The sequence below is a fragment of the Burkholderia sp. Ac-20345 genome (assembly GCF_017104825.1).
GTDB lineage: Bacteria > Pseudomonadota > Gammaproteobacteria > Burkholderiales > Burkholderiaceae > Burkholderia > Burkholderia lata_B.
Window position 1 is genome coordinate 18156 of sequence record NZ_JAAGPO010000022.1, and the last position, 23451, is coordinate 41606.

Here is a 23451-nt window from a genome sequence, read left to right on the forward strand (position 1 = left end):
ACACCCCGCATGAATACCGAATCGAGCGCGCACGGCGACAGCACCGTCGAACACTGTGACGTCGCCATCGTCGGCTACGGCCCGACCGGTCTCGTCGCCGCATCGATGCTGGGCCGCGCCGGCCATCGCGTGATCGTCCTCGAACGCTGGCCGACGCCCTACGGCCTGCCGCGCCTCACGCACATCGACGGCGAAACCGCGCGCATCGTACAGGCCAGCGCCGACGTTGATCACGCGCTGCGCCACGCGAAGGCCGTCGACACCTACCACTACCGCGATGCGAACGGCGACCTGCTGCTCGAACTGAACTGGACCGGCCGCGCATGCGGCTATCCCGCGCACATCTCGATCTACCAGCCCGACATCGAGGACGCGATCGACGCGCGCGCCAGTACCTTCAAGAACGTGATGATCCTGCGCGGCTGGGAAGTCGACACGCTGCTGCAGGACGACGACGGCGTGACACTGACCGCGCATCCGTCACGCGGCAGCCAGGACGCGCAATGGACCGGCAAACCGCGCGCCATTCGCGCCCGCTACGTGATCGGCGCCGACGGCGCGAACAGCTTCGTCCGCCGCACGCTCGGCATCGAACGATCCGATTTCGGCTACAACGAGCGCTGGCTCAATCTCGATTCGGAGAACAAGCGCGATCTCGGCGAAGGCTGCGCGCGCACGACGATCTACTGCGATCCGGCGCGCGCGTACATGCACATGCCGATCGGCACGAAGCGCACGCGTTTCGAGCTGCGCGTGCTGCCAGACGAATCGACCGCCGAATGGGAAACGGAAGAAGCCGGATGGAAGTGGCTCAACGACCACTACGGCTACGGCCCGGACGACCTGAAGCTGCTGCGCCACGTCGTCTACACGTTCGAGACGCGCATGGCCGAGCGCTGGCGCGCCGGCCGCGTGCTGCTCGCGGGCGATGCGGCGCACACGATGATGCCGTACATGGGACAAGGTGCGTGCTCCGGCATGCGCGACGGCATCAACCTCGCGTGGAAGCTCGACCTGGTGCTGACCGGGCGCGCATCCGCCGACCTGCTCGACACGTTTGAAGCGGAGCGTCGCCCGCACGTGACCGCGATCACGCAGATGTCGCTGTTTCTCGGGCAGGTCGTCAACGAGGACGATCCGCGCAAGGTCGCCGAGCGCGACGCGGCGTTCCGCTCGGGCAACATGCCGCCGATGCCGCCGTTCCCGAAGATCGATCAGGGCATCGTGCACGACGAAGCCGACGGCACGCGCCTGCCCGCGACCGGCACGCCCGCGCCGCAGGGACGCGTTCGCCGCGGTGCAGCCGAGGGCCGTTTCGACGACGTGGTCGGCCGGGGATTCCAGCTCGTTGCGCGCGAACACCCTTCCCGCTACCTCGACGACGCGCAGCGTGCGTTCCTCGCTCGGCTCGGCTGTCACGTGGCCGTGCTGTCCGACGACGTGGGCGCACCGGATGCCGTAGTCGATCTCGACGGCGAGCAACAGGCGTTCATGCAGGCGCACGGGATCGGTGCGTATATCGCGCGGCCCGACTTCATCGTGTTCGGGTCGGTGGCCGACCTGCGCGACCTCGGCACGCTCGTCGATGCCCTCCGCGACAAACTGCACTGGTCCGCCACGTCGACCGAACCGCCCGCGGCTTCGGCGGCCGTCACCCATGCATCGTGAAGGAGACACACGCATGACGACCGAACTGTCACCGTTCGCGCTGTCCCTGCAACGCGCGATGCCCGTCACGCGCTTGCTCGACTGCGGGATGGACTATGCCGATGCAATGGCGCTGCACGCGCGCACGTCTACAGGCGAACCGTGGGACGTCGCGGCCGAAGCGCTGGCGGACGCGCAACTCTCGCGCGCCGCGCAGGCGGCGGACGCCGGCCACCTGGTCACGGCCGCCGACGCGCAGGCGATGGCCATCGCGAACCTGCTGTTTGCGCAGATGGCGTTCAACCACGACGTGCCGCGCAAGCGCGCGCTCTATGCGCGGCTCGTCGACGCGTCGCACGGCCTCGCGCGCTGGTCCGACAAGCGCATCGAACGCGTCGAAGTGCCGTTCGGCGATGCGCGCCTGATCGGTTGGCTGGTCCGGCCGCCGGCCGAACGCGTACGCGGCACCGTCATACTCTTCGGCGGCCAGAGCGGCTGGGGCTTCGCGTACTGGCCGATCGCGCGCGCGCTCGCGGCACGCGGCCTCGCCACGCTGCTCGCCGAAGGGCCGGGCCAGGGCGAGACGCGGCTCGAACAGCGGATCTTCGTCGACGTCGACATGAGTGCCGCGTACCGGCGCTTCGTCGATGCCGTCGCCGACCGCGCGCCCGGGCCGATCGGCATCTGGGGAAACAGCATCGGCGGGTTGTGGGCCGCCTCGACCGCTGCGAGCGACCGACGGATCGCCGCCTGCTGCGTGAACGGCGCACTCGCAGCGCCAACGCTGCTGCCGTTCCGCACCTTCGTCGAACAGGCTGCGGCCATGCTCGGCAACGACGATCCCGATGCGGTCGCGGCGAACTTCGCGCGGATGAGCTTCTCGTCCGAACGCGACCGCATCGCGTGCCCGCTGCTGGTGCTGCACGGCGGCGAAGACCCGCTGATCCGGCTCGACGATCAGCAGCCGTTTCTCGATGCGGCGACATCCGGCGATGCGACGCTCAGGGTCTGGCCGGACGGCGAGCACACGATCTACAACCACGCATCCGAGCGAACCGCGTTCGTCTGCGACTGGTTCGCCGAGCGGCTGGCGCAGGCGTGACGACGCCATGCGGTGGGTCGGGAACCGGGATACCCGGGGCCCGACCTAGCCGCCGATCTTGAACGCCGGCAACTGCTGCGCGAGCCGCGCGCCCATTTCCGCGCCGAGCGCCTGCAGCGCATTGAACGGCCGGATCATGACCTCGAATTCGACGATCCGCCCTTCGTCGTCGAAGCGGATCATGTCGATCCCCTTCAGCGCCTTGTCGCCGACGGCCGCGCTGAATTCCAGCACCACGCTCTTGCCGTCGTCGGTGACGAACTGGCGGTAGTAGGTGAACTTCTCGAGGATCGTGATCACCGTGCGCAACGCCAGCAACAGCGCGGGCGCGGGCCCATAGGGGTTGAACGCCATCGGCGAACGGAACACGGCGTCCGGATGGACGATCGATTCCAGTGCGCCAAAATCCTTGCGCTCGATCATCGCATGCCACTTGTCGAGCGATTGCGCGACGGCGGGTTGAAGATGCAGCGGTGCGTTCGTCATCGAAGACTCCTGTATCGTCGGGCAGAAAAAAGCGAATCGGTCTCAAAGCTCAAAGGGTGGCGGCAAGCGTCGTGCCCTGGTGAATCGCGCGCTTCGCATCGAGTTCGGCGGCCTCGTACGCACCACCGATCACATGCACCTTGCGCCCGGCGGCCTCCAGTTGCTCCGCCAGTTCTCGCAACGGCTCCTGCCCCGCGCAGATCACGACGTTGTCCACCGGCAGCGTCTGCTCGACGCCGTCGATCGTCACGTGGAAACCGTCGTCGTCGATACGCCGGTAGGTCACCGCCGACGACATCCCGACGCCGCGCGCCTTGAGCCCCGTGCGATGGATCCATCCGGTGGTCTTGCCGAGCCCGTCGCCGACCTTCGACGCCTTGCGCTGCAGCAGCTGGATTTGCCGCACCGCCGGCTCCGGCCGCGCATGGCGCAGGCCGCCAGCATTCGCATACGACGGGTCGACACCCCACTCGGCGAAGAAGCGGTCCGAGTCGACATGCTCGCTGCCCGCGCGATGAACGAGATATTCCGCGACGTCGAAGCCGATGCCGCCGGCGCCGACGATTGCAACGCTGCGGCCCACGGCCTTGTCGTCGCGCAATACGTCGAGGTAACCGAGCGTCTTCGCATGCGCGACGCCGTCGATCGGCGGTGTACGCGGCACGATGCCCGTCGCGATCACGACTTCGTCGAATTCGCCTTGCAACAGCATCTCGGCGCTCGCACGCGTATTGAGGTGGAGCGTCACACCGCGCAGTTCGATCTGCCGGCGGAAATAGCGCAGCGTCTCGTTGAATTCTTCCTTGCCGGGCACCTTCTTCGCGATGTTGAACTGGCCGCCGATCTCGGCGCCGGCTTCGTACAGCGTCACCGCATGACCACGCTCGGCGGCCGTGACCGCGAAGCCGAGGCCCGCCGGCCCGGCACCGACCACGGCGATCCGCTTGCGCTGCTGCGCGGGGCGAATCACGAGCTCGGTTTCATGGCACGCGCGCGGATTCACGAGACACGACGTGATCCTGCCGCTGAACGTATGGTCGAGGCACGCCTGGTTGCAGCCGATGCACGTGTTGATTTCGTCCGCGCGCCCTTCCCGCGCCTTGCGGACGAACTCGGCATCGGCGAGGAACGGCCGCGCCATCGACACCATGTCGCAATAGCCATCGGCGAGCAGTTGCTCGGCGACTTCCGGCGTATTGATCCGGTTGGTCGCGACGAGCGGGATGCCGACCTTGCCCATCAACTGCCGCGTGACCCATGCATACGCGGCACGCGGCACCTTCGTCGCGATGGTCGGAATGCGCGCCTCGTGCCAGCCGATGCCCGTATTGATGATCGTCGCACCGGCCGCCTCGATCGCCTGCGCGAGCCGGATCACCTCGTCGAGCGTCGAGCCGCCTTCGACGAGATCGAGCATCGACAGCCGGTAGATCACGATGAAGTTCGTGCCGACCTGCTCTCGCACGCGCCGCACGATCTCGACCGGGAAACGGATGCGGTTCTCGTAAGCGCCGCCCCATGCGTCGTCGCGATGGTTCGTGCGCGCGGCGATGAATTCGTTGATCAGGTAGCCCTCCGACCCCATGATCTCGACCCCGTCGTAGCCCGCATGCTGCGCGAGCGCCGCGCATCGCACGAAATCGGCGATCGTCTCGTCGACTTCATCGCTGCTCAGCGCATGCGGTGTGAACGGGTTGATCGGCGCTTTCAGTGCGCTCGGCGCAGCGAGCGCCGGATGATACGCGTAGCGCCCGAAATGCAGGATCTGCAGCGCGATCTTGCCGCCCTCCGCGTGCACCGCACGCGTCACGACACGATGACGCTCGGCTTCCGCTTCGGTCGTCAGCATCGCACCGCCCGGCGCCGGACGGCCCCGTTCGTTCGGTGCGAATCCGCCGGTGACGATCAGGCCGGCCTCGCCTCGCGCACGCTCCGCATAGAACGCCGCCATCCGCTCGAAGCCGTTCGGCGCTTCCTCGAGGCCCACGTGCATCGATCCCATCAGCACACGGTTCCTGAGCGACGTGAAGCCGAGCTCGAGCGGGGTCGTCAGATGCGGATAACGCGATGTCATGGGGAGTCTCCATTTTTATGCAACAAGTTGCGCAGATATTAGTCCACCACTTTCGTTTATGCAACCCGTTGCATAAACGCATCCCTCATCTTGTACTGCGGCCCCGATATGGCAAGATGCGGTTCATTCTGCGGCCTCCTCGATCCGACATGTCCCTGCCCCACGCACTCCTCACCGCTCTCGCCGAACGCCCCGGTTCAGGCTCCGAGCTCGCCGACCGCTTCGATCGCTCGATCGGCTATTTCTGGCAGGCGACGCACCAGCAGATCTATCGCGAGCTGGGGCGTCTCGAGGAAACGGGCTGGATCGAATCGCTGCCGGCCGAATCGGGGCGCGGCCGCAAACGTGCGTACCGGATCCTGCCGGCCGGCAAGAAGGAGTTGCGGCGCTGGATCGCCGAACAGGAGGATCCGACGCCGCTGCGCGAAGCGTTGATGGTGCGCCTGCGTGCGGAAGCGGTGCTCGGCCCGGCCGGCCTCGAGGACGAAATCAGGCGGCGCATCGCGCTGCACCAGGAGAAGCTCGACCTGTATCTGCAGATCGAGGCGCGCGATTTTCCGGAAGACGTCGATTCGCGCACGCAGCGCCTTCAGCACCTGGTCCTGCAGGCCGGCATCGCGAACGAGCGGTTCTGGGTCGAATATTCGCAGCAGGCGCTCGACGTGCTGCGCTTGCCGAAAGACTGAACGACTGACGGAGGAAATGACGATGACGCAGAAAACCGTGCTCTGCTACGGAGATTCGAACACGCATGGCACACGCCCGATGACGCGCGCCGGCGTACTGGAGCGGTTTGCACACGAAGAACGCTGGACCGGCGTGCTGGCGCAAACGCTCGGTGCGAGCTGGCGGGTCATCGAGGAAGGGTTGCCCGCGCGTACGACCGTGCATGACGATCCGATCGAAGGCCGGCACAAGAACGGTCTGTCGTATCTGCGCGCGTGCATCGAAAGCCACTTGCCCGTCGATGTCGTCGTGCTGATGCTCGGGACGAACGATCTGAAGACACGCTTCTCGGTCACGCCCGCCGACATCGCGACGTCGGTCGGCGTGCTGCTGGCCGAGATCGCTGCATGCCGCGGCGGCCCCTCCGGTGCATCACCGAAGCTCGTGCTGATGGCACCTGCCCCGATCGTCGAGGTCGGCTTCCTCGGCGAGATCTTCGCGGGCGGCGCAGCGAAGTCGCGGCAGCTCGCGAAGCGGTACGAACAGGTGGCAAGCGACGCCGGTGCGCACTTTCTCGATGCCGGCGCGATCATCGAGGTGAGCCCGGTGGACGGCGTCCACTTCGCGGCCGATCAGCATCGCGCGCTCGGGCAGCGGGTCGCGGCCCTTCTGCAGCAGATCGCGTAACGCGCACGAGCGCCGAACCGCAGCCGCACGGCGTGTGCCGGAACGCGGCGCGCCACGCACGGGAAACCGGTCAGGCGTCCGGCAGGATCACCACCTTCCCCTTCACCTGCCGGTTCGCCATCCGCGCGATCGCATCGGCCGCGCCGGCCAGCGACACGCGCTCGGTGATCGCGGGTCGCACCTTGCCGGCCGCGAACCATTCGGCAAGCAGGCGCATGTTCGCGACATGCTGCTTCGGATCGCGGCGCACCGCATCGCCCCAGAACACGCCGAGAATGTCGCGCTCCTTGAGCAGCGCCAGGTTCAGCGCGATCTTCGGGATCTCGCCGGCCGCAAAACCGACCACGAGGAACCGGCCATGCCACGCGGTCGCGCGCAGCGCCGCCTCGCTGTAAGCCCCGCCCACCGGATCGTAGACGACGTCCGCACCGCGCCCGCCGGTCAATTCGTCCACACGGCGGCGCAGGTCTTCGGTCGCATAGTCGATCGTCTCGTCGGCGCCCGCTTCGCGACACAGTGCCAGCTTGTCCGCACTCGATGCCGCCGCGATCACGCGGGCGCCGAGCGCCTTCGCGATCTCGATCGCCGCGAGCCCGACGCCGCCCGCCGCGCCCAGCACGAGCAACGTCTCGCCCTGCTGCAGCCGCGCGCGCTGCTGCAATGCGTGCAGCGACGTGCCGTACGCGAGCACGAGCGCCGCGCCCTGCTCGAATGTCATGCCCGGCGGCAACGCGGCAATCTGGTGCACGTCGGCCACGCACTGCTGCGCGAACCCGCCGTGCCCGGTGAACGCGACCACCGAATCGCCCGGCCGCCACGCGGTCACGCCCTCGCCCACCGCGTCGATCACGCCGGCAAATTCCGCGCCCGGCGAAAACGGCAGCGCCGGCTTCACCTGGTACAACCCCTGGACGATCAGCGCGTCGGGGAAATTGAGCGACGCGGCCTTCACCTGAACCCGGACCTGGCCCGCGGCCGGTTCGGGAATCGCTACGTCCTCGATGCGCAAACTGTCGATCGGGCCGAATGCGGTACACAACAGGGCTTTCATGTTCGTCTCTCTCCTTGTGCGGCGTGGCCGCGCATCGAGTCATCCTGCGGGGCACGCCCGCACGGCCGGTTCACGACGAATACGCAACAGCCGACGGAATCGGCATCCGCGACATCGTCTGCGTTCCGGAAGGTCGGTGAAGCAATGATCAGAACCACGCGTCGCGCATGTCGAGCGTCGTCGTGTCGACGCTCGCGAGCAGATCGAGCTGCGCATCCACTTTCGGCAATTCCCAGTTGAAAAAATAGCGGGCCGCCGCACGCTTGCCGTCGTGGAAATCATCAGCTTTCCCGTGCGCGGCTAGCGTCACGTCGAGCCACAACCACGCAACCACGAGATGGCCGAACGCTTCCAGATAGACGCTCGCGTTCGCGAGCCGCGCCTGCGGATCGCCGATCGCACCGAGTTGCCGTGTGACCTCGACCAGCCGCGCCCAGCGCTGCGCCAGCGCATCGGCCTGCTCGCGCAGGCCGGCATCGAGCGTCCGCGCACGTTCAACGGTCGCGCCGATTCGTGCGTCGAGTGCGCGCAGCGATGCGCCATCGTCCTGTGCGACCTTGCGGCCCAGCAGGTCGAGCGCCTGGATCCCGTGCGTGCCTTCGTGAATCGGATTGAGCCGATTGTCGCGATAGAGCCGCTCGACCGCGTAATCGCGCGTATAGCCATAGCCGCCGTGCACCTGGATCGCGAGGTCGTTCGCAGCGAGACACCACTGCGACGGCCAGCTTTTCGCGATCGGCGTCAGGATGTCGAGCAGGCGCGCGGCATCGGCGCGCACCTCCGCGTCGTCGTGCGCGCGCGCTTCGTCGACCCGCTTCGCGCAGTACAGGATCAGCGCGAGACCGCCTTCGACATAGGCCTTCTGTGCGAGCAGCATGCGCCGCACGTCCGGATGTTCGACGATCGGCGCTTGCGGCGCGGCGGCATCCTTGCCCGCCGGCCCGAGCGGGCGCCCTTGCGGCCGGTTCCGCGCGTAATCGAGCGCGTGCAGATAACCCGTGTAGCCGAGCGCCACCGCGCCCGCGCCGACGCCGATGCGCGCCTCGTTCATCATGTGGAACATATACGCGAGGCCGTGGTTCGGCTGGCCGACCAGATAGCCGATCGCGCCTGCCCGCCCTTCCGGGCGGTACCGCGTGCCTTCGCCGAAGTTCAGCAGGCAGTTGGTGGTGCCGCGGTAGCCCATCTTGTGGTTCAGCCCGGCGAGCACCACGTCGTTGTGCTCGCCCTGCGCCGTGCCGTCGGTGCCTGGCAGGTACTTCGGCACGATGAACAGCGAGATGCCGCGCGTGCCGGGCAGCAGCCGGCCATGTTCGTCGGGAATCTTCGCGAGCACGAGGTGGACGATGTTCTCCGTCAGTTCGTGTTCGCCACCCGAGATCCACATCTTGTTGCCGGTCAGCCGGTAGCGCGGGCCAAGCGGCGAGTCGCCTTCGAAATCCGCGCGCGTCACGATGTCCGACAGCGACGAACCGGCTTGCGGTTCGGACAGGCACATGGTGCCGAGGTAGCGCCCTTCCAGTTCCGGGCGAACGAACGCGTCGATCTGCGCGGGGCTGCCGTGCGCGACGAGCAGGTTCGCGTTGGCGACGGTCAGGAACGGATAGGCGGCCGTTGCGATGTTCGCGGCCTGGAAGAACAGGAACGACGCGGCTTCGACCAGCTTCGGCAAGCGCATGCCGCCGAGCGCTTCGTCATGGCCCGCGGCGATCAGCCCGGCGTCCGCGAAGGCGCGCACGGCCGGTTCGACTTCCGGGATCAACGTCACGCGCTCGCCGTCGAACTGCGGCTCTTCGCGATCGCCACGCGCCGCATGCGGCGCGAACAGGTCCTCCGCAATTCGCTCGCTGGTGTCGAGCACCGCGTCGAACGTCTCGCGACTGTGCTCGGCGTAACGCGGCAGCGCAACGAGCGCTTCCGCGTCGAGCCAGTCATACAGCAGGAACGCGAGATCGCGTCGCGACAACAACAAGCTCATCGTGCTGCCTCCCAGGTGCCGGCTTCGTCAGCCGAATGAAGGGTTCCGTGACTGCAAGTGCTGGCAGAAATTTAGCACGGTCGTTCGCAAACAACAACGACGGATACGCTAGTCCGCGTAACCGGGATTGCGCCGATCGAGCCGGCGCAGCAAGCCAGGCCAGACGAGTGCGCCGGCGCCCATCCCGCGCGTCACCGCGGCGATCTGCTGCTTGATGCCGTCGAGAATCGGTTGCGCGATCGGCAGCAGCGCCGAGCCGCCGGCCTGCGCGCGGACCTGGATCATGCAGGCCGCTTCGAAGAAGTACATCGCGACGAACGCGTCTGCCGGCGTCGCGCCGACGGTCAGCAGGCCGTGATTGCGCAGCATCAGGTTCGTGTTGGCGCCGAGGTCGCGCACGAGGCGCGCCTTCTCGCCCTCGTTGAGCGCAATGCCCTCGTAGTCGTGATAGCCGAGCGACGCCAGCACGCCGAGCGACTGCTGCGACAGCGGCAGCAAGCCCCCTTCCTGCGCCGACACGGCGACACCGTTGATCGAATGCGTATGCATCACGCACAGCGCGTCGTCGCGTGCCGCGTGCACCGCGCTGTGGATCGTGAAGCCGGCCGGGTTGATCTCGTACGGCGATTCGGACACCTTGCGTCCGTCGAGATCCACCTTCACCAGCGACGATGCCGTGATCTCGTCGAACATCATCCCGTACGGGTTGATCAGGAAATGATGCTCCGGGCCGGGCACGCGCGCGGAAATATGAGTGAACACGAGATCGTCCCAGCCGAACAGCGCGGTGAGGCGATAGGCCGCCGCGAGATTGACTCGCGCTTCCCATTCGGCGGGGGAAACCGACTGCTTCACACTGACTTCGGATGAGGTCACGTCACGCTCCTTGCTCAGGGGTCGATATGTACCGGGCCGCATGATTCGGCCCGGTGTGGGGGATATTGTGCGTCAACCGGCGTGCGGCTTCGCGAGCTGATCGGCAACCGGCAGGCTGCGGATGCGCGTGCCGGTCGCCGCGAAGATCGCGTTGGTCAGTGCCGGCGCGACGGGCGGCAGGCCCGGCTCGCCCACGCCGCCGAGCGGCGTTGCAAAATCGTCCGGCGCAACGAGATGCACGCGGATTTCGCGCGGCGCTTCGTTCATTCTCAGCACCTGGAAGCCGTTGAAGTTGCTCTGCTCCGGATGGCCGTCCTTGAACGTGATCTCGCCATGCAGCGCGATGCCGAGCCCCATCACCACCGCGCCCTCGAGCTGCGAACGGACGCGCTCCGGATTGACCTGTGGCCCGCAGTCGATCGCGATATCGACCCGCGGCACCGTGATCGTGCCGTCGGCATCGACCTGCACCTCGCACACCGCCGCCGTGTACGACACGAAGCTGCGATGCGCGGCGATTCCGAGCCCGTGCCCTTTCGGCAGCTTGCGCCCCCAGCCGGCCTCACGCGCGACCGTCTCGACCACGCGCCGCAGCCGCCCGGTATCGACCGGATACAGCGCCGGATCCTCGCCGTAGTTCGCGTTCTTCACCGTGATGTGCGGCTCGAACCGCCGCGCGGGCCCGATCAGTTCGAGCAGGAAATCCTTCGGGTCGCGACCGGCCGCGTGAGCCAGCTCCGACACGAAGCTCTGGATGCCGAACGCATGCGGGATGTTGTAGACCGAGCGGAACCAGCCGATCCGCGTATGCGCTTGCGCGGCCGGATTCTCGATCCGCACGTTCGGAATCGCGAACGGCAGGTCGGCGATCCCCTGCGCGAGCTCGCCCGGCTGCTCGTGCACGACACCGGCCCTGAACGTCGACTGGATCGACGGCGCGACCGTGCGATGCTGCCACGCGACCACTTTCCCCGACGCATCGATTCCTCCGTCGAACGCTTCGAGCGACACCGCATGGAAATAGTCGTGCGCGATGTCGTCCTCGCGCGTGAACGTCAGCTTGACGGGCGCGCCGACCGCCTTCGACAGCAGCGCCGCCTCCACCACGTAGTCCGGCTTCGACTTGCGGCCGAAGCCGCCGCCGAGCAACGTCACGTTGACCGTCACGCGCTCCGCCGGCAAGCCGAGCGCCTTCGCGACCTCGTCGCGCGTGGTCTGCGGCGCCTGTGTGCAGGTCCACACTTCGCAGCGTCCGTCTGCCACGCGCGCGACGGCTGCTGGCGGCTCCATCGTCGCGTGCGCGAGATGCGGAATGTAGTACGTCGCCCGCACGCGTTTCGCGGCACCGGCGAGTGCCGCCGCCGCGTCGCCGTCTTGGCGGATCACGTCGCCCGGTTGCGCGGCAGCCGCCTCGAGCGTCTTGCGATACGCAGCCGAGTCGTAGTTCGCATTGGGCCCGCGCTTCCAGTCGATCTTCAGTTGCGCGCGTGCCTGGATCGCTGTCCACGTATCGCGCGCGACGACGGCGACGCCGCCCAGCGGCTGGAAACCGGACGGCAGCGGTGTTGACGCGAGCTGCACGACCTTGACGACGCCCGGCAGTTTCTCCGCGGTCGATGCGTCGAACGACGCGACCGTGTCTCCGTATACCGGCGGGCGCGCGACGACCGCATACAACATCCCGTCGAGCCGCGTGTCGATTCCGTAATGCGCGCGGCCGCCGACGATGTCGCGTCCGTCGATCAGCGCCGTTTCGCCCTTGCCGATATAGCGGAATTCCGCCGGCGCTTTCAGTGCCACCGTTGCCGGATCCGGCGCCGGCAGCGCAGCGGCTTTCGCCGCCAGTTCGCCGAAGCCGAGCTTGCGCCCGCTCTTCGTGTCGACGATCTCATGCACCGTCGCCTTGACCTGACGCGCATCGACGCCCCACGCCGCGGCGGCGGCCTGTTCGAGCATCGTGCGCGCGGCCGCGCCCGCGCGGCGCAACGCGGCAAAGCTTTGGCGCAGGCTGCGCGACCCGTCGGTGTTCTGGTTGCCGTAGCGCGGCTCGTCGCCGACGGCCTGCGCAACCTTCACGCGCGCCCAGTCCGCGCCCAACTCATCCGCCACCACGAGCGCGACGCTCGTGCGCACGCCCTGCCCCATCTCGGAGCGGATGCAGGTCACGGTGACCGTGCCATCCGGCGCGATTGCGACGAACAGGTGCGGATCGTCACGCAACCCGTGCGGCATCCCCGCGCCGCCGTACTGCGGATTCGCACTGACGGGCGGTTGCACCGGCACGGCCGCACGCACGAGCGACGGTACGCCGAATGCGAGCAGCAGCCCGCCGGATGCGAAGCCGAGCAGCAACGCACGGCGACTTTCGTTCTGGACGGAGAGTTCGGGCGCGCTCATGCGGCACCTCCGCGGCGCACGGCCAGGCGGATCGCCGCGCGAATGCGCGTGTAGGTGCCGCAGCGGCAGATGTTGCCGGACATCGCATCGTCGATGTCGGCGTCGGTCGGATGGGGATTCGTCTTCAGCAGCGACGCGGCCTGCATGATCTGCCCGGACTGGCAGTAGCCGCACTGCGCGACATTCAGTTCCTGCCAGGCCTGCTGCACCGGATGGGTCAGATCGGTCGACAGTCCCTCGATCGTCGTCACGCGCTTGCCGGAAGCGGCCGCGATCGGGGTGATGCACGACCGGATCGCGACGCCGTCAAGGTGCACGGTGCACGCGCCGCACAGTGCCATGCCGCAGCCGAACTTGGTGCCGGTGTGGCCGAGGACATCGCGCAGATACCAGAGCAACGGCATGTCGGGATTGCCGTCGAAGTGCTGCTCGCTACCGTTGACGGTCAGCGTGATCATCGTTCACCTCCTGGTCGAGGCGCCCGCATCGCACCACGGGTGCCGGGTGGGGATTCAAACGGTAGCGGGTGCGTTCTGCTGCGCCGGCCCGGTGCCGTCTTGTGGACTGCTCCGCCGGCAGAACCGGCGGTCAATGCGTTGTTTCGGTGCGGCTGGCTGAGGATGGATAGCGGACACGCGCCAGCCCGGATTCTGCCCCATGCAAACCGTCACTCAGGCAACGCGACCATGTCGGGACTGCCAGAAACGGCAACTCGGGTTGCGACACCTGCGTGCCAGGTTCGGCCCCGGCGGCATCGACATCGCTCCGGGAAGCCAGAATCGTATGCAGAATGGACCGGGCTCCAACTCTAACTGATGTGCGGCAGTTTTGCGCCGTAGGCACGTGTCGGTACGGACGTGGCAAACCGGGGGAAATGTCGAACGGGAATCGACGACGCATGACGAGCGTCATGCGGGCGGGACCGACTGACGAGCCGGTCCCGGCGAGCGGCGCGATGGCGACGCGAGGCAGCCGCTCAATCCGCGAAGGACGTTGTGCGTGCCCAAGTAATTCGAGCGACACGCCCGGACGGGGCGTCCCGCGAATCAAGGTGCTGCCAGTTAGCGGCGGTGCTTCGTTACATCCGGACCACGTCCGCTACAGCCTTCTTGTGGTTCCTGAAACGATAGATGGCGATCGCGGCATTCTTCAGGGCGCCGCCAGAATCGAACGCAATCCTCCCGGTCGCGCGGTCATACTGCGTGGCCTCGATCCGCACTCAAGCGATCGCCGGGCATCCCGCTCGCCCGGCACGCGGCTGCCCCACCACGCTCACCGCGACCTCAACGCCTGCAACCCCAGCGTGAGCGGATTGAACGGCATCTCCGACGCCCCCATCGAAAAGCTCGTCGCCTTCGAGGGCACCCCAGGATTGCGCATCAGCGCATGAACGATCCGCTCGCTCGCATGACCGTCGCCATACGGATTGCTCGCGCGCGCCATTTCCCCGTAAGCGCTCTCGCTGTCGAACAGCCGCGACGCCTCCCACACGATCCGCTCCTGATCGGTGCCGACGAGCCGCGCGGTGCCCGCCTGGATCGCCTCGGGCCGCTCCGTCGTCTCGCGCGTGACCAGCACCGGCTTGCCCAGCGCCGGCCCTTCTTCCTGAATGCCGCCCGAATCGGTGATGATGAAATGCGCGCGCGACATCAGGAATACGAACGACAGATACTCCTGCGGCTCGATCAGGTAGATGTTCGACAGGTGGCCGAGCCGAGCCCGCGCCGGCTCCCGGACGTTCGGATTCATGTGCAGCGGATAGACGAACTGCGCGTCGGGATAGCGGTTCGCGAGCGTGCACAGTGCGTCGCAGAAATTCTGGAACGGCTCGCCGAAACTTTCTCTTCGATGCCCGGTGATCAGCACGACGCGACGCGACGGGTCGAGAAACGGAAACTGTCCGGCGACCTTTTCCGTCAGTGCGGTGGTGCAGTCCAGCATGCGCTTGACCTCGTGCAGCGCATCGATCACGGTGTTGCCCGTCAGCACGACTGCCCCGCCCGGCACGCCCTCGCTGAGCAGGTTGTCGCGTGCCTGCCCGGTCGGCGCGAAATGCCACGACGACACCGCGTCGGTCACGCGGCGGTTCAACTCCTCCGGCCACGGCGACCAGATGTCGCCGCTGCGCAAGCCGGCCTCGACGTGCCCGACAGGCAAATAGCGGTAGAACGCCGCAAGACTGACCGCGAGCGTGGTCGTCGTATCGCCGTGGACAAGCACGACGTCCGGACGCAATTCGTCGAAGACGATGCCGATTGCCTGCAGAATGCCGGTCGTCACGTCGGTCAGCGTCTGACTTTGCCGCATCACGTTGAGATCGTAGTCGGGCTTGATGTCGAACAGCGTCAGCACCTGATCGAGCATTTCGCGGTGCTGCGCAGTCACGCATACCCTGACGTCGACACCCGCTTGTGCTTTCAATGCACGCACCAGCGGTGCCATCTTGATGGCCTCCGGCCGAGTCCCGAACACAAGCAAAATCTTTTTCATCGTTATCCTCGTTGAGCCATTTCGCGCTGAATGACCCTGCTCGTGGCGCGAAGCATGTATTCAGACGGCACCTCCCGTACTCGCACGCAGTCGACACGTTGCGGTGTCGTGGAGCGAGCGCGCCGCCCTGTCCGCGTGGTCTACGCCACGCGAATCGTCGTACTACCGGCGTCCCGTTGCACTTGATCAGTCAGGTCATGAGTCGTTCCTCGCTTGGCCACGCGTCACGTCTGTTTGTCCCGTCCCTTCCGCTACAGCAAAATTCAAACCAGCCGCCCTGCGGCCGTGTCCGATTCACACTGCATGCGCCGCGCCCATGCGTCGCGCGTAGGAATGTTTCACAACTGCTACGCGTGTCGCATCGCCGGTCAAGCGCGATACAGGCAAACATCCGGGCTGTCGCACGGTTCCTCGGCGGCGTCGTCCGACGAATCGCGCGCGCATGTCGAGCGTCGATTGCGCAGCGGATCTCACGCATCTGGCGAAGCGCGTTGCGTTTCCTCGATCCGCCACTTTTGTCTGTGCAGCAGGCGGCGCAGTCGACCGCACGGCCGCGGTCGTACCCGAGGGATTTACCCGACACGCAACGTCGCTCACGTCGCACGAATCGCGCGGGTCGGAAATGTTGCGAATGTGTAACGCAGATCCGGAACGGGGCCGTTACATCGGGATCCGGTTCATGCAACGCATCGAACGCATGGAACGCGCCGGCATCCCGGCCGATGCACACGCAACGAACGGCTTGAGGCGCACCACCGCGTCGAATCGTGCTGCCAAGGCCGCACAGGTTCGGCAGACAATTCGCTCGCCGCATCACGCGTGCGGGGCGAAACACCGGTCGCGCGCGGGCATTCGGCCTGCGCGCACGCTGATTCTTCGATGAATCAAAATCCGCCGCCTTCGTTTGCGCCACGCCGCCAGCCTCCGCCCCCGTCCCTTGCTGCGCGCGGCATCGCGGACGATGGCTCACGCCTTGCTTAATGACGGTCAGGTGTGCCCCAAAGCACTCGCCAGACAGTAGACGGACGGGGACGCCCAAGCAGCGAAGCCGGAAGGAAACGCGACACGTCCTGCCTGGAGCGAAAGACGAGCGCTCCTGCGCGTCGCACGTGCCGACGTGTCCCGTCGAAGTACGCGCGATCCGCGAGCCGGGCTCCGGCTCCGATGTAAAGAGCCGGCTCGTGAACGCAAATATCGGTACCAGCCTCGGGTTCACCAGCGCCACGGTGAACCGAGCCACAACGTCGACACGCTCGCCGGGCGCGACGCGGCCAACGCCGCACCCGGCGACGATTACACAGGACTGCCGCGCAGGAGCCCAAGATCATGAAACGGCCCGCGCTTTGCCAGACCGCACGCTCGCGCGTAGCGGCCACCGTCGCGCTCGTCGCCTGCTGTATCGCCGCGTGCGGCTTCGCGCTGCACACGAGCGCCGCCGAACTCCGGCTCAACGGGCTGTACCAGCGCGCCGACGGTGCGATCACCGTGCGCCTGAACGGCATCGGCATCGATCCGTATTTCGCGGCGAAGGCGCTGCTCGCCGCGTCCGACGCGCAACTCGACGCACGTCAGGCTGCACTCGCGTGGATCGCATGGTTGCTGCCACGCCAGCGCCCGGATGGCGGCTTCGATCGCTACTGCGTGAAGAACGGCCGCTACCGTGCATGCGCCGACGCGGAAACCGACGACGCGATGATGGCGACCTGGATCGAATTGCTCGCCCGCTTCGCACCGGCCGATGGCTTGCCCGCCGCGTGGGAACTCAGCCTCAACCGCGCCGGCATGCATCTGGACACGCTGCTCGACAAGCCCTCCGGCGTCTATCAGATCTCGTCGTCGCTGCACGTCGCGCTGCTGATGGACAACGTCGAGGTACACAGCGCGTTCCAGGCCCTCGCGGCGCACTACGTCCGGCGCGCCGACTACACGCATGCGGGCCCGTGGAGCCAGCGCGCCGACCGGCTTGCATCCGCGATTCTGAAGGTGTTCTGGCGCGGCACGGGATCCGGCTTTCGCGCCAGCACGCAGCAGGTCAGCGATTCGAGTTTCTATCCGGCGAAGATCGCGCAGATCCTCCCGCTCCTGTCCAGTATTCAGGTACCCGAACAATCCGGCGAGACGATCTATACGCAGTGGATACGGAAGTACGCCAAGAGCTGGCAGCAACTCGCCAATACCGACTATCCATGGGGCTTGATCGCGCTGGTCGCGGTCAAGATGAACGATTGGGGCACGGTCGCCTGCTGGCAAGCGCGATCGGGGCCATACCGGCACGGCGCACACTGGAACGTACTGGAGGAGTCGCTTTATCTGGCATTCGAAAGCCGGATGGCCGCCCCCGTAATACCCGCTCGATGCGGATTCACGACGGCGGCGGCAACGGCAACGGTAACCGCATCGCGCTGATGCAACGGTGCACGCGGTTCATGATGGCTAAAAGGGAAGGAGACGTGTCATGTGTGGCATCGTCGGCGCGGTCGCGCAACGGGACATCGTCCCGATTCTGATTGAAGGTTTGCGTCGCCTCGAGTATCGCGGCTACGATTCATGCGGCGTGGCGACGGTCGTCGACGGCCAGGCGCGTCGCGAGCGCAGTGTGTCGCGCGTCGCCGATCTCGACGCGCACGTGCGCACCGCCGGGCTGACCGGCAGCACCGGCATCGCGCACACGCGTTGGGCAACGCACGGCGCGCCGGCAACCTGCAACGCGCATCCGATCTTCTCGCGCGACGAAATCGCGCTCGTGCACAACGGCATCATCGAGAACCACGAAACGTTGCGCAAGCAACTTTCAGACGAACACTACGAATTCGATGGTCAGACCGACACCGAGGTCGTCGCGCACCTGATCCACAGCAAGTATCGAGGCGACCTGCTCGCCGCCGTGCGCTCGGCAACGTCGCAGCTTCACGGCGCCTACGCGATCGCGGTGTTCAGCAAGCACGAGCCGCAGCGGCTGATCGGCGCGCGGGTCGGCTCGCCGCTCGTCGTCGGCGTGAAGGACGGCGAATGCTTTCTTGCCTCGGACGCGCTCGCACTTGCCGGCATCACCGACCGCTTCATCTTCCTCGAGGAAGGCGACATCGTCGAGTTGACGCCGGGCGGCGTGCGCGTGCTCGATCGCGGCGGCGCACCGGTCGAGCGCGCGGTACAAACCATTTCCTCCGCCGAGGCCGTGGTCGAACTCGGGCCGTACCGGCATTTCATGCAGAAGGAGATTTTCGAGCAGCCGCAGGCCGTGGCCGCGACCATTCCGGATGCGGGGCTGTTCGATCCGGCCGTGTTCGGCCCCGACGCCGCGCGGGCGTTCGAGCAGATCGACAACGTGCTGATTCTCGCGTGCGGCACGAGTCACTACTCCGGCCTGACCGCGCGCCGCTGGCTCGAAACGATCGCGCGCGTGCCGGCGCAGGTCGAGATCGCGAGCGAATACCGTTACAGCGACGCGCTCGCGACGCCGAATACGTTGGTGGTGAGCGTATCGCAATCCGGCGAGACCGCCGACACGCTCGCCGCGCTCAAGTACGCGCAAGCGCTCGGCCATATCGACACGCTGGCGATCTGCAACGTGCCGACCAGCGCGATGATGCGGCAGACCGGCCTGCGCTTCCTGACGCGGGCCGGCCCGGAAATCGGCGTCGCGTCGACCAAGGCGTTCACGACGCAGCTCGTCGCGCTGTTCATTCTCGCCGTCACGCTCGGCCGGCTGCGCGGCTACGTCGACGATGCGCAGCTCGCGCGCTACACGATGCAGTTGCGGCGCCTGCCCTACGCGCTCGAGGATGTGCTCGGGCTCGAGCCGCAGATCGAGCGCTGGGCGGCGGAATTCTCGCAACACGAGAATGCGCTGTTTCTCGGGCGCGGGCTGCACTACCCGATCGCGCTCGAAGGTGCGCTGAAGCTGAAGGAGATTTCGTATATCCACGCAGAGGCGTATCCCGCGGGCGAGTTGAAGCACGGGCCACTGGCGCTCGTGACGCACACGATGCCCGTCGCGACGATCGCGCCGAACGATGCGCTGCTCGAAAAGCTGAAGTCGAACATGCAGGAAGTACGGGCGCGCGGCGGGCAGCTTTACGTGTTCGCCGACGCCGATACGCGGATCGACAACGGCGAAGGTGTGTCGGTACTGCGGATGCCGGATTACTACGGGTTGTTGTCGCCGATCCTGCACGTCGTGCCGTTGCAGTTGCTCGCGTATCACGCGGCGTGTTTGCGTGGCGCGGATATCGACAAGCCGAGGAATCTGGCGAAATCGGTGACGGTGGAGTGAGGGGGTTGGGTAACCCGGGGCGGACTGGTGAAGGTCTTTGAAGGATGTAGCTGGCCCGCCCTACACGATTCGAACGTGTGACCTACGGCTTAGAAGGCCGTTGCTCTATCCAACTGAGCTAAGGGCGGTCGGGGAGAAAGACACGGCCAACACGGGCCGCATTTGACGCAAGGCTTCGATCGACAGCAGAACCACCCAACTCGAAGCCCAGAAGCAAAACGGGCCCGGCATGAAGCCGAGCCCGAAATTATACCCGATCATCGCGTCACATCACGCGAGATGGGCCACCGCAGCATCAAACCGGCTGCGGATGCAGCATGAACCAGCCGAGGCAGAACACACCGGCGATCACGCAATACACGCCGAACGAAGCCAGCCGGCCACGCCCTTCGAAATAGCGCATCAGGAACCGCACGCTCAGGTACGCGGCGATCGCCGTCAACACGCCGCCGAGCAGCGCATCGGCGAGCTGGTCGCGCGCATGGAACAGCTTCGGCAGCTCAAGCACACCCGCTGCGAAAATGATCGGCGTACCGAGCAGGAACGAGAATTCCGCGGCCTTCTCCGCCGTCAGGCCAGCCGCATTACCGGCGATCATCGTCAGCCCGCTGCGCGAGAAGCCCGGGATCAGCGCGCCGATCTGCGCGAGGCCCACGAAGAACGCCTGCTTGAACGTCATCTTCTCCGGCGCCTGATGCGCGCGGCTGCGCTGAATGCGATCGCCGAGCCACAGCAGCACGCCGTTCACGATCAGCGCGATCGCGACGATCCGCAGGTCGTGGAACACGCGCTCAATGCGCTTCTCGAGGAGCAGCCCGACGATGCCGGTCGGGATCGTACCGATGATGAGCGCCCACATCAGGTGCCCGTCGTCGTTCTTGCGGCCGCCGAGCTGCGCGAAGAAGCCGCTGATCAGCGCGATCCAGCGCGCGCGGAAGTACCACAGCAGCGCCAGCGCGGTGCCGAGGTGCAGCGCGACGAGGAACGGCAGCAGTTGCGGTGCGTGCTTGTCGATGTGCATGCCGAACAGCGCCGGCACAAGCAGTGTATGGCCAAGGCTGCTGACGGGGAAGAGTTCGGTGACGCCCTGCAGGACGCTCAGGAATACCAGAAACCAGAGACTCACGCGTCGGTCCTTATAGTGAAGATTGAGCGGGAAGAAAAGCGGACGACGCGATGCGCGTCCGAAAAAACGCGCCCCGATTATGCCGAGCCCGGATTACTGCGCCAAGGCATTTGGCTGGATATTGCGGCAATGCACACAAACGCTTGCAATTTGTAAGCACTCAGAAAGCAAAAAGCCCGCCATTTGCATGGCGGGCCTTTCGACTTCGGCAGGAATTGCCGTCAGCGGCCGAGCTGATAGAAAAATAATACCGTGCTGCCGGTAAACATGCCAAACAGTGCGATACCCATTGCCATTGCCAGATCCATGGCCCCCTCCACGAAGTGTCATGACCCGGCAACCTCACCGGTTTAGAGGCATTATCCCGACCGTTGACAGTCTTAAAAACTCGCGATTTCCCGAGAAGGGTTTTCCCCGAGCCGCCACGGCCCGATAATGGAGCGCGCCGTTCCCGTCCACCCGCCCAACCCGATTCGCCATGCCGACCTTCCAGCAACACGACATTCACGAACTTCACGCCGGCCCGTCGCTCGTCCGGGTCGCCCCGCAATTCGGCGGGCGCCTGCTGTCATGGCATGTCGACGGCGAACCGGTGATCTTCTGGCCGGAAACGGCCGACTGGAGCAACCTCGCGCGCGTGCGCGGCGGCAACCCGCTGCTGTTCCCGTTCCTTGGCCGTCACCGCGTCGACGGCGAACTCGGCCGCTGGCGCGACGCCGCCGGCGTGGTGCGCGACCTGCCGATGCACGGCTTCGCGCGCGACCTTCCGTTCGCCGCGCAACCGTCGGCCGATGGCACCGCGCTGTCGATGACGCTCGACGCGACGGATGCGCTACGCGCAAGCTACCCGTTCGACTTCCGGTTCGAAACGACCTATCGGCTGGCCGACTCGCACACGCTCGAAGTCGCACTGACGACGACCAATCGCGGCGACACGCCGCTGCCCTATTACGCCGGCCACCATTTCTATTTCGCGCTGCCGCACGGCGAACGCGCCGAAACCACGCTCGAACTGCCGCCGACGCATCGTTGCGCGCAGCAGGCGGACGGTTCGATCAGCACGCCCGAACCGGGCGAAGCCCGCTATCAGCTCGACAACCCGGACATCCTCGACCGCTTCCACTGCCTCGACGGCGTGCCAGGCACGCCGGTGCGCATCGTGATGCCGGGCCGCCGCCGCACGATCGAGATCGCGCTCGACGTGCCGGGCTCGATCCCGTGGTACGCGGTCACGACCTGGACCGAAAAACCGGATTCGGACTTCTATTGCGTCGAACCGTGGCTCGGCCTGCCGGACGCGATCCACAACGGCCTCGGGCTGCGCACGCTTGCGCCGGGCGCGACCGAAACCGCCACGCTGCGGATTCGCGTCCTCCCGCTCGCCGGCTGATACGCCCGGCCGACACGTCAATTCGCGGCGCGCCGAACCGGCGCGCGACGGCCCCGGCAACGGCCCAAACTGCGGTGTGCGGGTCGAACCCGTTAAAATCGGACGTTTTGTGTTACCTGCCGCGTCATGAGCGGCAGGGTTTTGCGAGGTTCAATGTTCGGAACAACAACGAAGCGACTCTTCGCAGCCGCCTGCGCCGCCCTGCTGGTCGCGTGCGGCTCCGCGCCTGTCGGCCCCGGGTTCTATCGCGTCGAGCGCGGCGATACGCTCTACAAGATCGCGCGCGACAACCGCACGTCGGTATCGAACGTCGTGCGCTGGAACCAGATGACGAACCCCGATGCGATCGAAGTCGGCCAGGTGCTGCGCGTCGTGCCGCCGCCCGGCACGACCACCGCATCGACGCCGTCGACGACCGGTACCGGCAGTGCCGGCCGGGCGCGCCCCGCGCCTTCCGCACCGGTTGAATCGGCCGTCAAGCCGGCGACGAGCATCGCGCTGATCTGGCCGGCAGCGGGCAACGTGGTCCGCACGTTCGACGGCTCGAAATCGAAGGGCGTCGACATCGCGAACTCGCCGGGCACGCCGGTGGTCGCGGCCGCGCCGGGGGTGGTGGTTTATGCGGGTAACGGGCTGCGCGGCTACGGCAACCTGATCATCCTCAAGCACAACGCCGATTACCTGACCGCCTACGCACACAACCGCGCGCTGCTGGTGAAGGAAGGCCAGTCGGTCACGCAGGGGCAGTCGATCGCCGAGATGGGCAACAGCGACAGCGATCGCGTCGCGCTGCATTTCGAGTTGCGCTACGGCGGCCGGTCGATCGACCCGTCACGCTACCTGCCGGCGCGCTGAGCGCCCGATGGACGACACGCGATGCCGGCGCGCATCGCGTGCCGTCGCGGTGAAAATCGGGAAAGGTGATGTCAGCGCTTGCGCAGACGTCCGGTGAAACGGCCGGACAACGGATCGATGTGACGGGCAAACGCTACCAGTACACCGATTCCGATCAGGCTGAACCCCGCAGCTATCAAAAGCAAATCCAAGGTCACACACTGATTTTTTCGTGATCTTATGCGTCATTGCGGAATCGTGCACTGAGCCGAGGCGATTGGACGAGTACGAAGATTCCCTACCCTCATACGCCATTGTGGATTCGTCTGCGTGAAATCCTGATGTAAGCCGTTCGTCCGACACCACGTTCGCCC

18 protein-coding genes and 1 tRNA gene are annotated in these 23451 nt (G+C 66.5%); 9 read left to right on the forward strand and 10 right to left on the reverse strand.

What is annotated here, in order from left to right; all coding sequences use genetic code 11:
* The first annotated feature begins 9 nt into the window (after nucleotides 1–9).
* Together G3O06_RS11025 and G3O06_RS11030 are read left to right on the forward strand one after the other, a co-directional pair.
* Nucleotides 10–1668 (forward strand): bifunctional 3-(3-hydroxy-phenyl)propionate/3-hydroxycinnamic acid hydroxylase, encoded by a 1659-nt coding sequence (locus G3O06_RS11025; RefSeq protein WP_205816034.1) that lies wholly within the window; start codon nucleotides 10–12, stop codon nucleotides 1666–1668.
* A 13-nt stretch (nucleotides 1669–1681) separates the two neighbouring features.
* Entirely contained in the window at nucleotides 1682–2749 is a 1068-nt protein-coding gene (locus tag G3O06_RS11030; RefSeq protein WP_205816035.1) for an alpha/beta hydrolase, read from the forward strand.
* Nucleotides 2750–2794: 45 nt separating this feature from the next.
* Here G3O06_RS11030 and G3O06_RS11035 read toward each other — a convergent pair whose 3' ends face one another.
* Nucleotides 2795–3235 (reverse strand): nuclear transport factor 2 family protein, encoded by a 441-nt coding sequence (locus G3O06_RS11035; protein WP_174983286.1) that lies wholly within the window; start codon nucleotides 3233–3235, stop codon nucleotides 2795–2797.
* Nucleotides 3236–3284: 49 nt separating this feature from the next.
* Nucleotides 3285–5309 carry an NADPH-dependent 2,4-dienoyl-CoA reductase gene (locus tag G3O06_RS11040; protein ID WP_205816036.1) on the reverse strand — a complete coding sequence of 675 codons (2025 nt, stop codon included), beginning with the start codon at nucleotides 5307–5309 and terminating at the stop codon, nucleotides 3285–3287.
* Nucleotides 5310–5458: 149 nt separating this feature from the next.
* Here G3O06_RS11040 and G3O06_RS11045 point away from each other — a divergent pair, with 149 nt between their 5' ends.
* Nucleotides 5459–5995 carry a PadR family transcriptional regulator gene (locus G3O06_RS11045; protein ID WP_205816037.1) on the forward strand — a complete coding sequence of 179 codons (537 nt, stop codon included), beginning with the start codon at nucleotides 5459–5461 and terminating at the stop codon, nucleotides 5993–5995.
* Between the two features lie 22 nt (nucleotides 5996–6017).
* Nucleotides 6018–6662 carry an SGNH/GDSL hydrolase family protein gene (locus G3O06_RS11050; RefSeq protein ID WP_205816038.1) on the forward strand — a complete coding sequence of 215 codons (645 nt, stop codon included), beginning with the start codon at nucleotides 6018–6020 and terminating at the stop codon, nucleotides 6660–6662.
* Between the two features lie 70 nt (nucleotides 6663–6732).
* Here G3O06_RS11050 and G3O06_RS11055 read toward each other — a convergent pair whose 3' ends face one another.
* The 6 genes from G3O06_RS11055 to wecB all read right to left on the reverse strand — a co-directional run bounded on the left by G3O06_RS11055 (nucleotide 6733) and on the right by wecB (nucleotide 15454).
* Nucleotides 6733–7713 (reverse strand): NADPH:quinone oxidoreductase family protein, encoded by a 981-nt coding sequence (locus G3O06_RS11055; protein WP_174983281.1) that lies wholly within the window; start codon nucleotides 7711–7713, stop codon nucleotides 6733–6735.
* Nucleotides 7714–7861: 148 nt separating this feature from the next.
* On the reverse strand, nucleotides 7862–9691 hold the full coding sequence (locus tag G3O06_RS11060) for an acyl-CoA dehydrogenase (protein ID WP_205816039.1): 1830 nt from the start codon (nucleotides 9689–9691) through the stop codon (nucleotides 7862–7864).
* Between the two features lie 108 nt (nucleotides 9692–9799).
* Nucleotides 9800–10567, reverse strand: coding sequence for a class II aldolase/adducin family protein (locus G3O06_RS11065; protein WP_174983278.1), 768 nt, complete (start codon nucleotides 10565–10567; stop codon nucleotides 9800–9802).
* A gap of 72 nt (nucleotides 10568–10639) precedes the next feature.
* A complete protein-coding gene (locus tag G3O06_RS11070) occupies nucleotides 10640–12964 on the reverse strand; it encodes a molybdopterin cofactor-binding domain-containing protein (protein WP_205816040.1) in 2325 nt (774 codons plus the stop codon).
* Complete coding sequence (locus G3O06_RS11075) at nucleotides 12961–13422, reverse strand: (2Fe-2S)-binding protein (protein ID WP_174917754.1); 462 nt, start codon at nucleotides 13420–13422, stop codon at nucleotides 12961–12963. Before G3O06_RS11075 ends, G3O06_RS11070 begins: the two co-directional genes overlap by 4 nt.
* Nucleotides 13423–14236: 814 nt before the next feature.
* Complete coding sequence (gene wecB / locus G3O06_RS11080; RefSeq protein WP_174917753.1) at nucleotides 14237–15454, reverse strand: UDP-N-acetylglucosamine 2-epimerase (non-hydrolyzing); 1218 nt, start codon at nucleotides 15452–15454, stop codon at nucleotides 14237–14239.
* 1326 nt (nucleotides 15455–16780) lie between these two features.
* On the opposite strand from wecB, the gene G3O06_RS11085 reads away from it, so the two are divergent.
* Nucleotides 16781–17860: a hypothetical protein gene (locus G3O06_RS11085; RefSeq protein ID WP_174969448.1), complete on the forward strand. Its 1080-nt coding sequence runs from the start codon at nucleotides 16781–16783 to the stop codon at nucleotides 17858–17860.
* 49 nt (nucleotides 17861–17909) lie between these two features.
* Entirely contained in the window at nucleotides 17910–19727 is a 1818-nt protein-coding gene (gene glmS / locus G3O06_RS11090; RefSeq protein ID WP_205816041.1) for a glutamine--fructose-6-phosphate transaminase (isomerizing), read from the forward strand.
* A 51-nt stretch (nucleotides 19728–19778) separates the two neighbouring features.
* On the opposite strand, the gene G3O06_RS11095 is transcribed toward glmS, so the two are convergent.
* A tRNA-Arg gene (locus G3O06_RS11095) sits at nucleotides 19779–19855 on the reverse strand.
* Between the two features lie 167 nt (nucleotides 19856–20022).
* Nucleotides 20023–20853 carry an undecaprenyl-diphosphate phosphatase gene (locus tag G3O06_RS11100; RefSeq protein WP_059649338.1) on the reverse strand — a complete coding sequence of 277 codons (831 nt, stop codon included), beginning with the start codon at nucleotides 20851–20853 and terminating at the stop codon, nucleotides 20023–20025.
* Nucleotides 20854–21331: 478 nt separating this feature from the next.
* Between G3O06_RS11100 and G3O06_RS11105 the strand changes: the two genes are divergently transcribed.
* The 3 genes from G3O06_RS11105 to G3O06_RS11115 all read left to right on the forward strand — a co-directional run bounded on the left by G3O06_RS11105 (nucleotide 21332) and on the right by G3O06_RS11115 (nucleotide 23313).
* Nucleotides 21332–22243: an aldose epimerase gene (locus tag G3O06_RS11105; RefSeq protein ID WP_174983246.1), complete on the forward strand. Its 912-nt coding sequence runs from the start codon at nucleotides 21332–21334 to the stop codon at nucleotides 22241–22243.
* A gap of 153 nt (nucleotides 22244–22396) precedes the next feature.
* On the forward strand, nucleotides 22397–23098 hold the full coding sequence (locus tag G3O06_RS11110; RefSeq protein WP_205816042.1) for a peptidoglycan DD-metalloendopeptidase family protein: 702 nt from the start codon (nucleotides 22397–22399) through the stop codon (nucleotides 23096–23098).
* A 68-nt stretch (nucleotides 23099–23166) separates the two neighbouring features.
* Nucleotides 23167–23313 carry a hypothetical protein gene (locus tag G3O06_RS11115; protein WP_205816057.1) on the forward strand — a complete coding sequence of 49 codons (147 nt, stop codon included), beginning with the start codon at nucleotides 23167–23169 and terminating at the stop codon, nucleotides 23311–23313.
* The last annotated feature ends 138 nt before the right edge of the window (nucleotides 23314–23451 follow it).

Bases quoted from the DNA above. Each gene is read 5' to 3' on its own strand.
- G3O06_RS11025 (WP_205816034.1), top strand. From the start codon at position 10: ATGAATACCGAATCGAGCGCGCACGGCGACAGCACCGTCGAACACTGT.
- G3O06_RS11030 (WP_205816035.1), top strand. From the start codon at position 1,682: ATGACGACCGAACTGTCACCGTTCGCGCTGTCCCTGCAACGCGCGATG.
- G3O06_RS11035 (WP_174983286.1), bottom strand. From the start codon at position 3,235: ATGACGAACGCACCGCTGCATCTTCAACCCGCCGTCGCGCAATCGCTC.
- G3O06_RS11040 (WP_205816036.1), bottom strand. From the start codon at position 5,309: ATGACATCGCGTTATCCGCATCTGACGACCCCGCTCGAGCTCGGCTTC.
- G3O06_RS11045 (WP_205816037.1), top strand. From the start codon at position 5,459: ATGTCCCTGCCCCACGCACTCCTCACCGCTCTCGCCGAACGCCCCGGT.
- G3O06_RS11050 (WP_205816038.1), top strand. From the start codon at position 6,018: ATGACGCAGAAAACCGTGCTCTGCTACGGAGATTCGAACACGCATGGC.
- G3O06_RS11055 (WP_174983281.1), bottom strand. From the start codon at position 7,713: ATGAAAGCCCTGTTGTGTACCGCATTCGGCCCGATCGACAGTTTGCGC.
- G3O06_RS11060 (WP_205816039.1), bottom strand. From the start codon at position 9,691: ATGAGCTTGTTGTTGTCGCGACGCGATCTCGCGTTCCTGCTGTATGAC.
- G3O06_RS11070 (WP_205816040.1), bottom strand. From the start codon at position 12,964: ATGAGCGCGCCCGAACTCTCCGTCCAGAACGAAAGTCGCCGTGCGTTG.
- G3O06_RS11075 (WP_174917754.1), bottom strand. From the start codon at position 13,422: ATGATCACGCTGACCGTCAACGGTAGCGAGCAGCACTTCGACGGCAAT.
- wecB (WP_174917753.1), bottom strand. From the start codon at position 15,454: ATGAAAAAGATTTTGCTTGTGTTCGGGACTCGGCCGGAGGCCATCAAG.
- G3O06_RS11085 (WP_174969448.1), top strand. From the start codon at position 16,781: ATGAAACGGCCCGCGCTTTGCCAGACCGCACGCTCGCGCGTAGCGGCC.
- glmS (WP_205816041.1), top strand. From the start codon at position 17,910: ATGTGTGGCATCGTCGGCGCGGTCGCGCAACGGGACATCGTCCCGATT.
- G3O06_RS11105 (WP_174983246.1), top strand. From the start codon at position 21,332: ATGCCGACCTTCCAGCAACACGACATTCACGAACTTCACGCCGGCCCG.
- G3O06_RS11110 (WP_205816042.1), top strand. From the start codon at position 22,397: ATGTTCGGAACAACAACGAAGCGACTCTTCGCAGCCGCCTGCGCCGCC.
- G3O06_RS11115 (WP_205816057.1), top strand. From the start codon at position 23,167: ATGTCAGCGCTTGCGCAGACGTCCGGTGAAACGGCCGGACAACGGATC.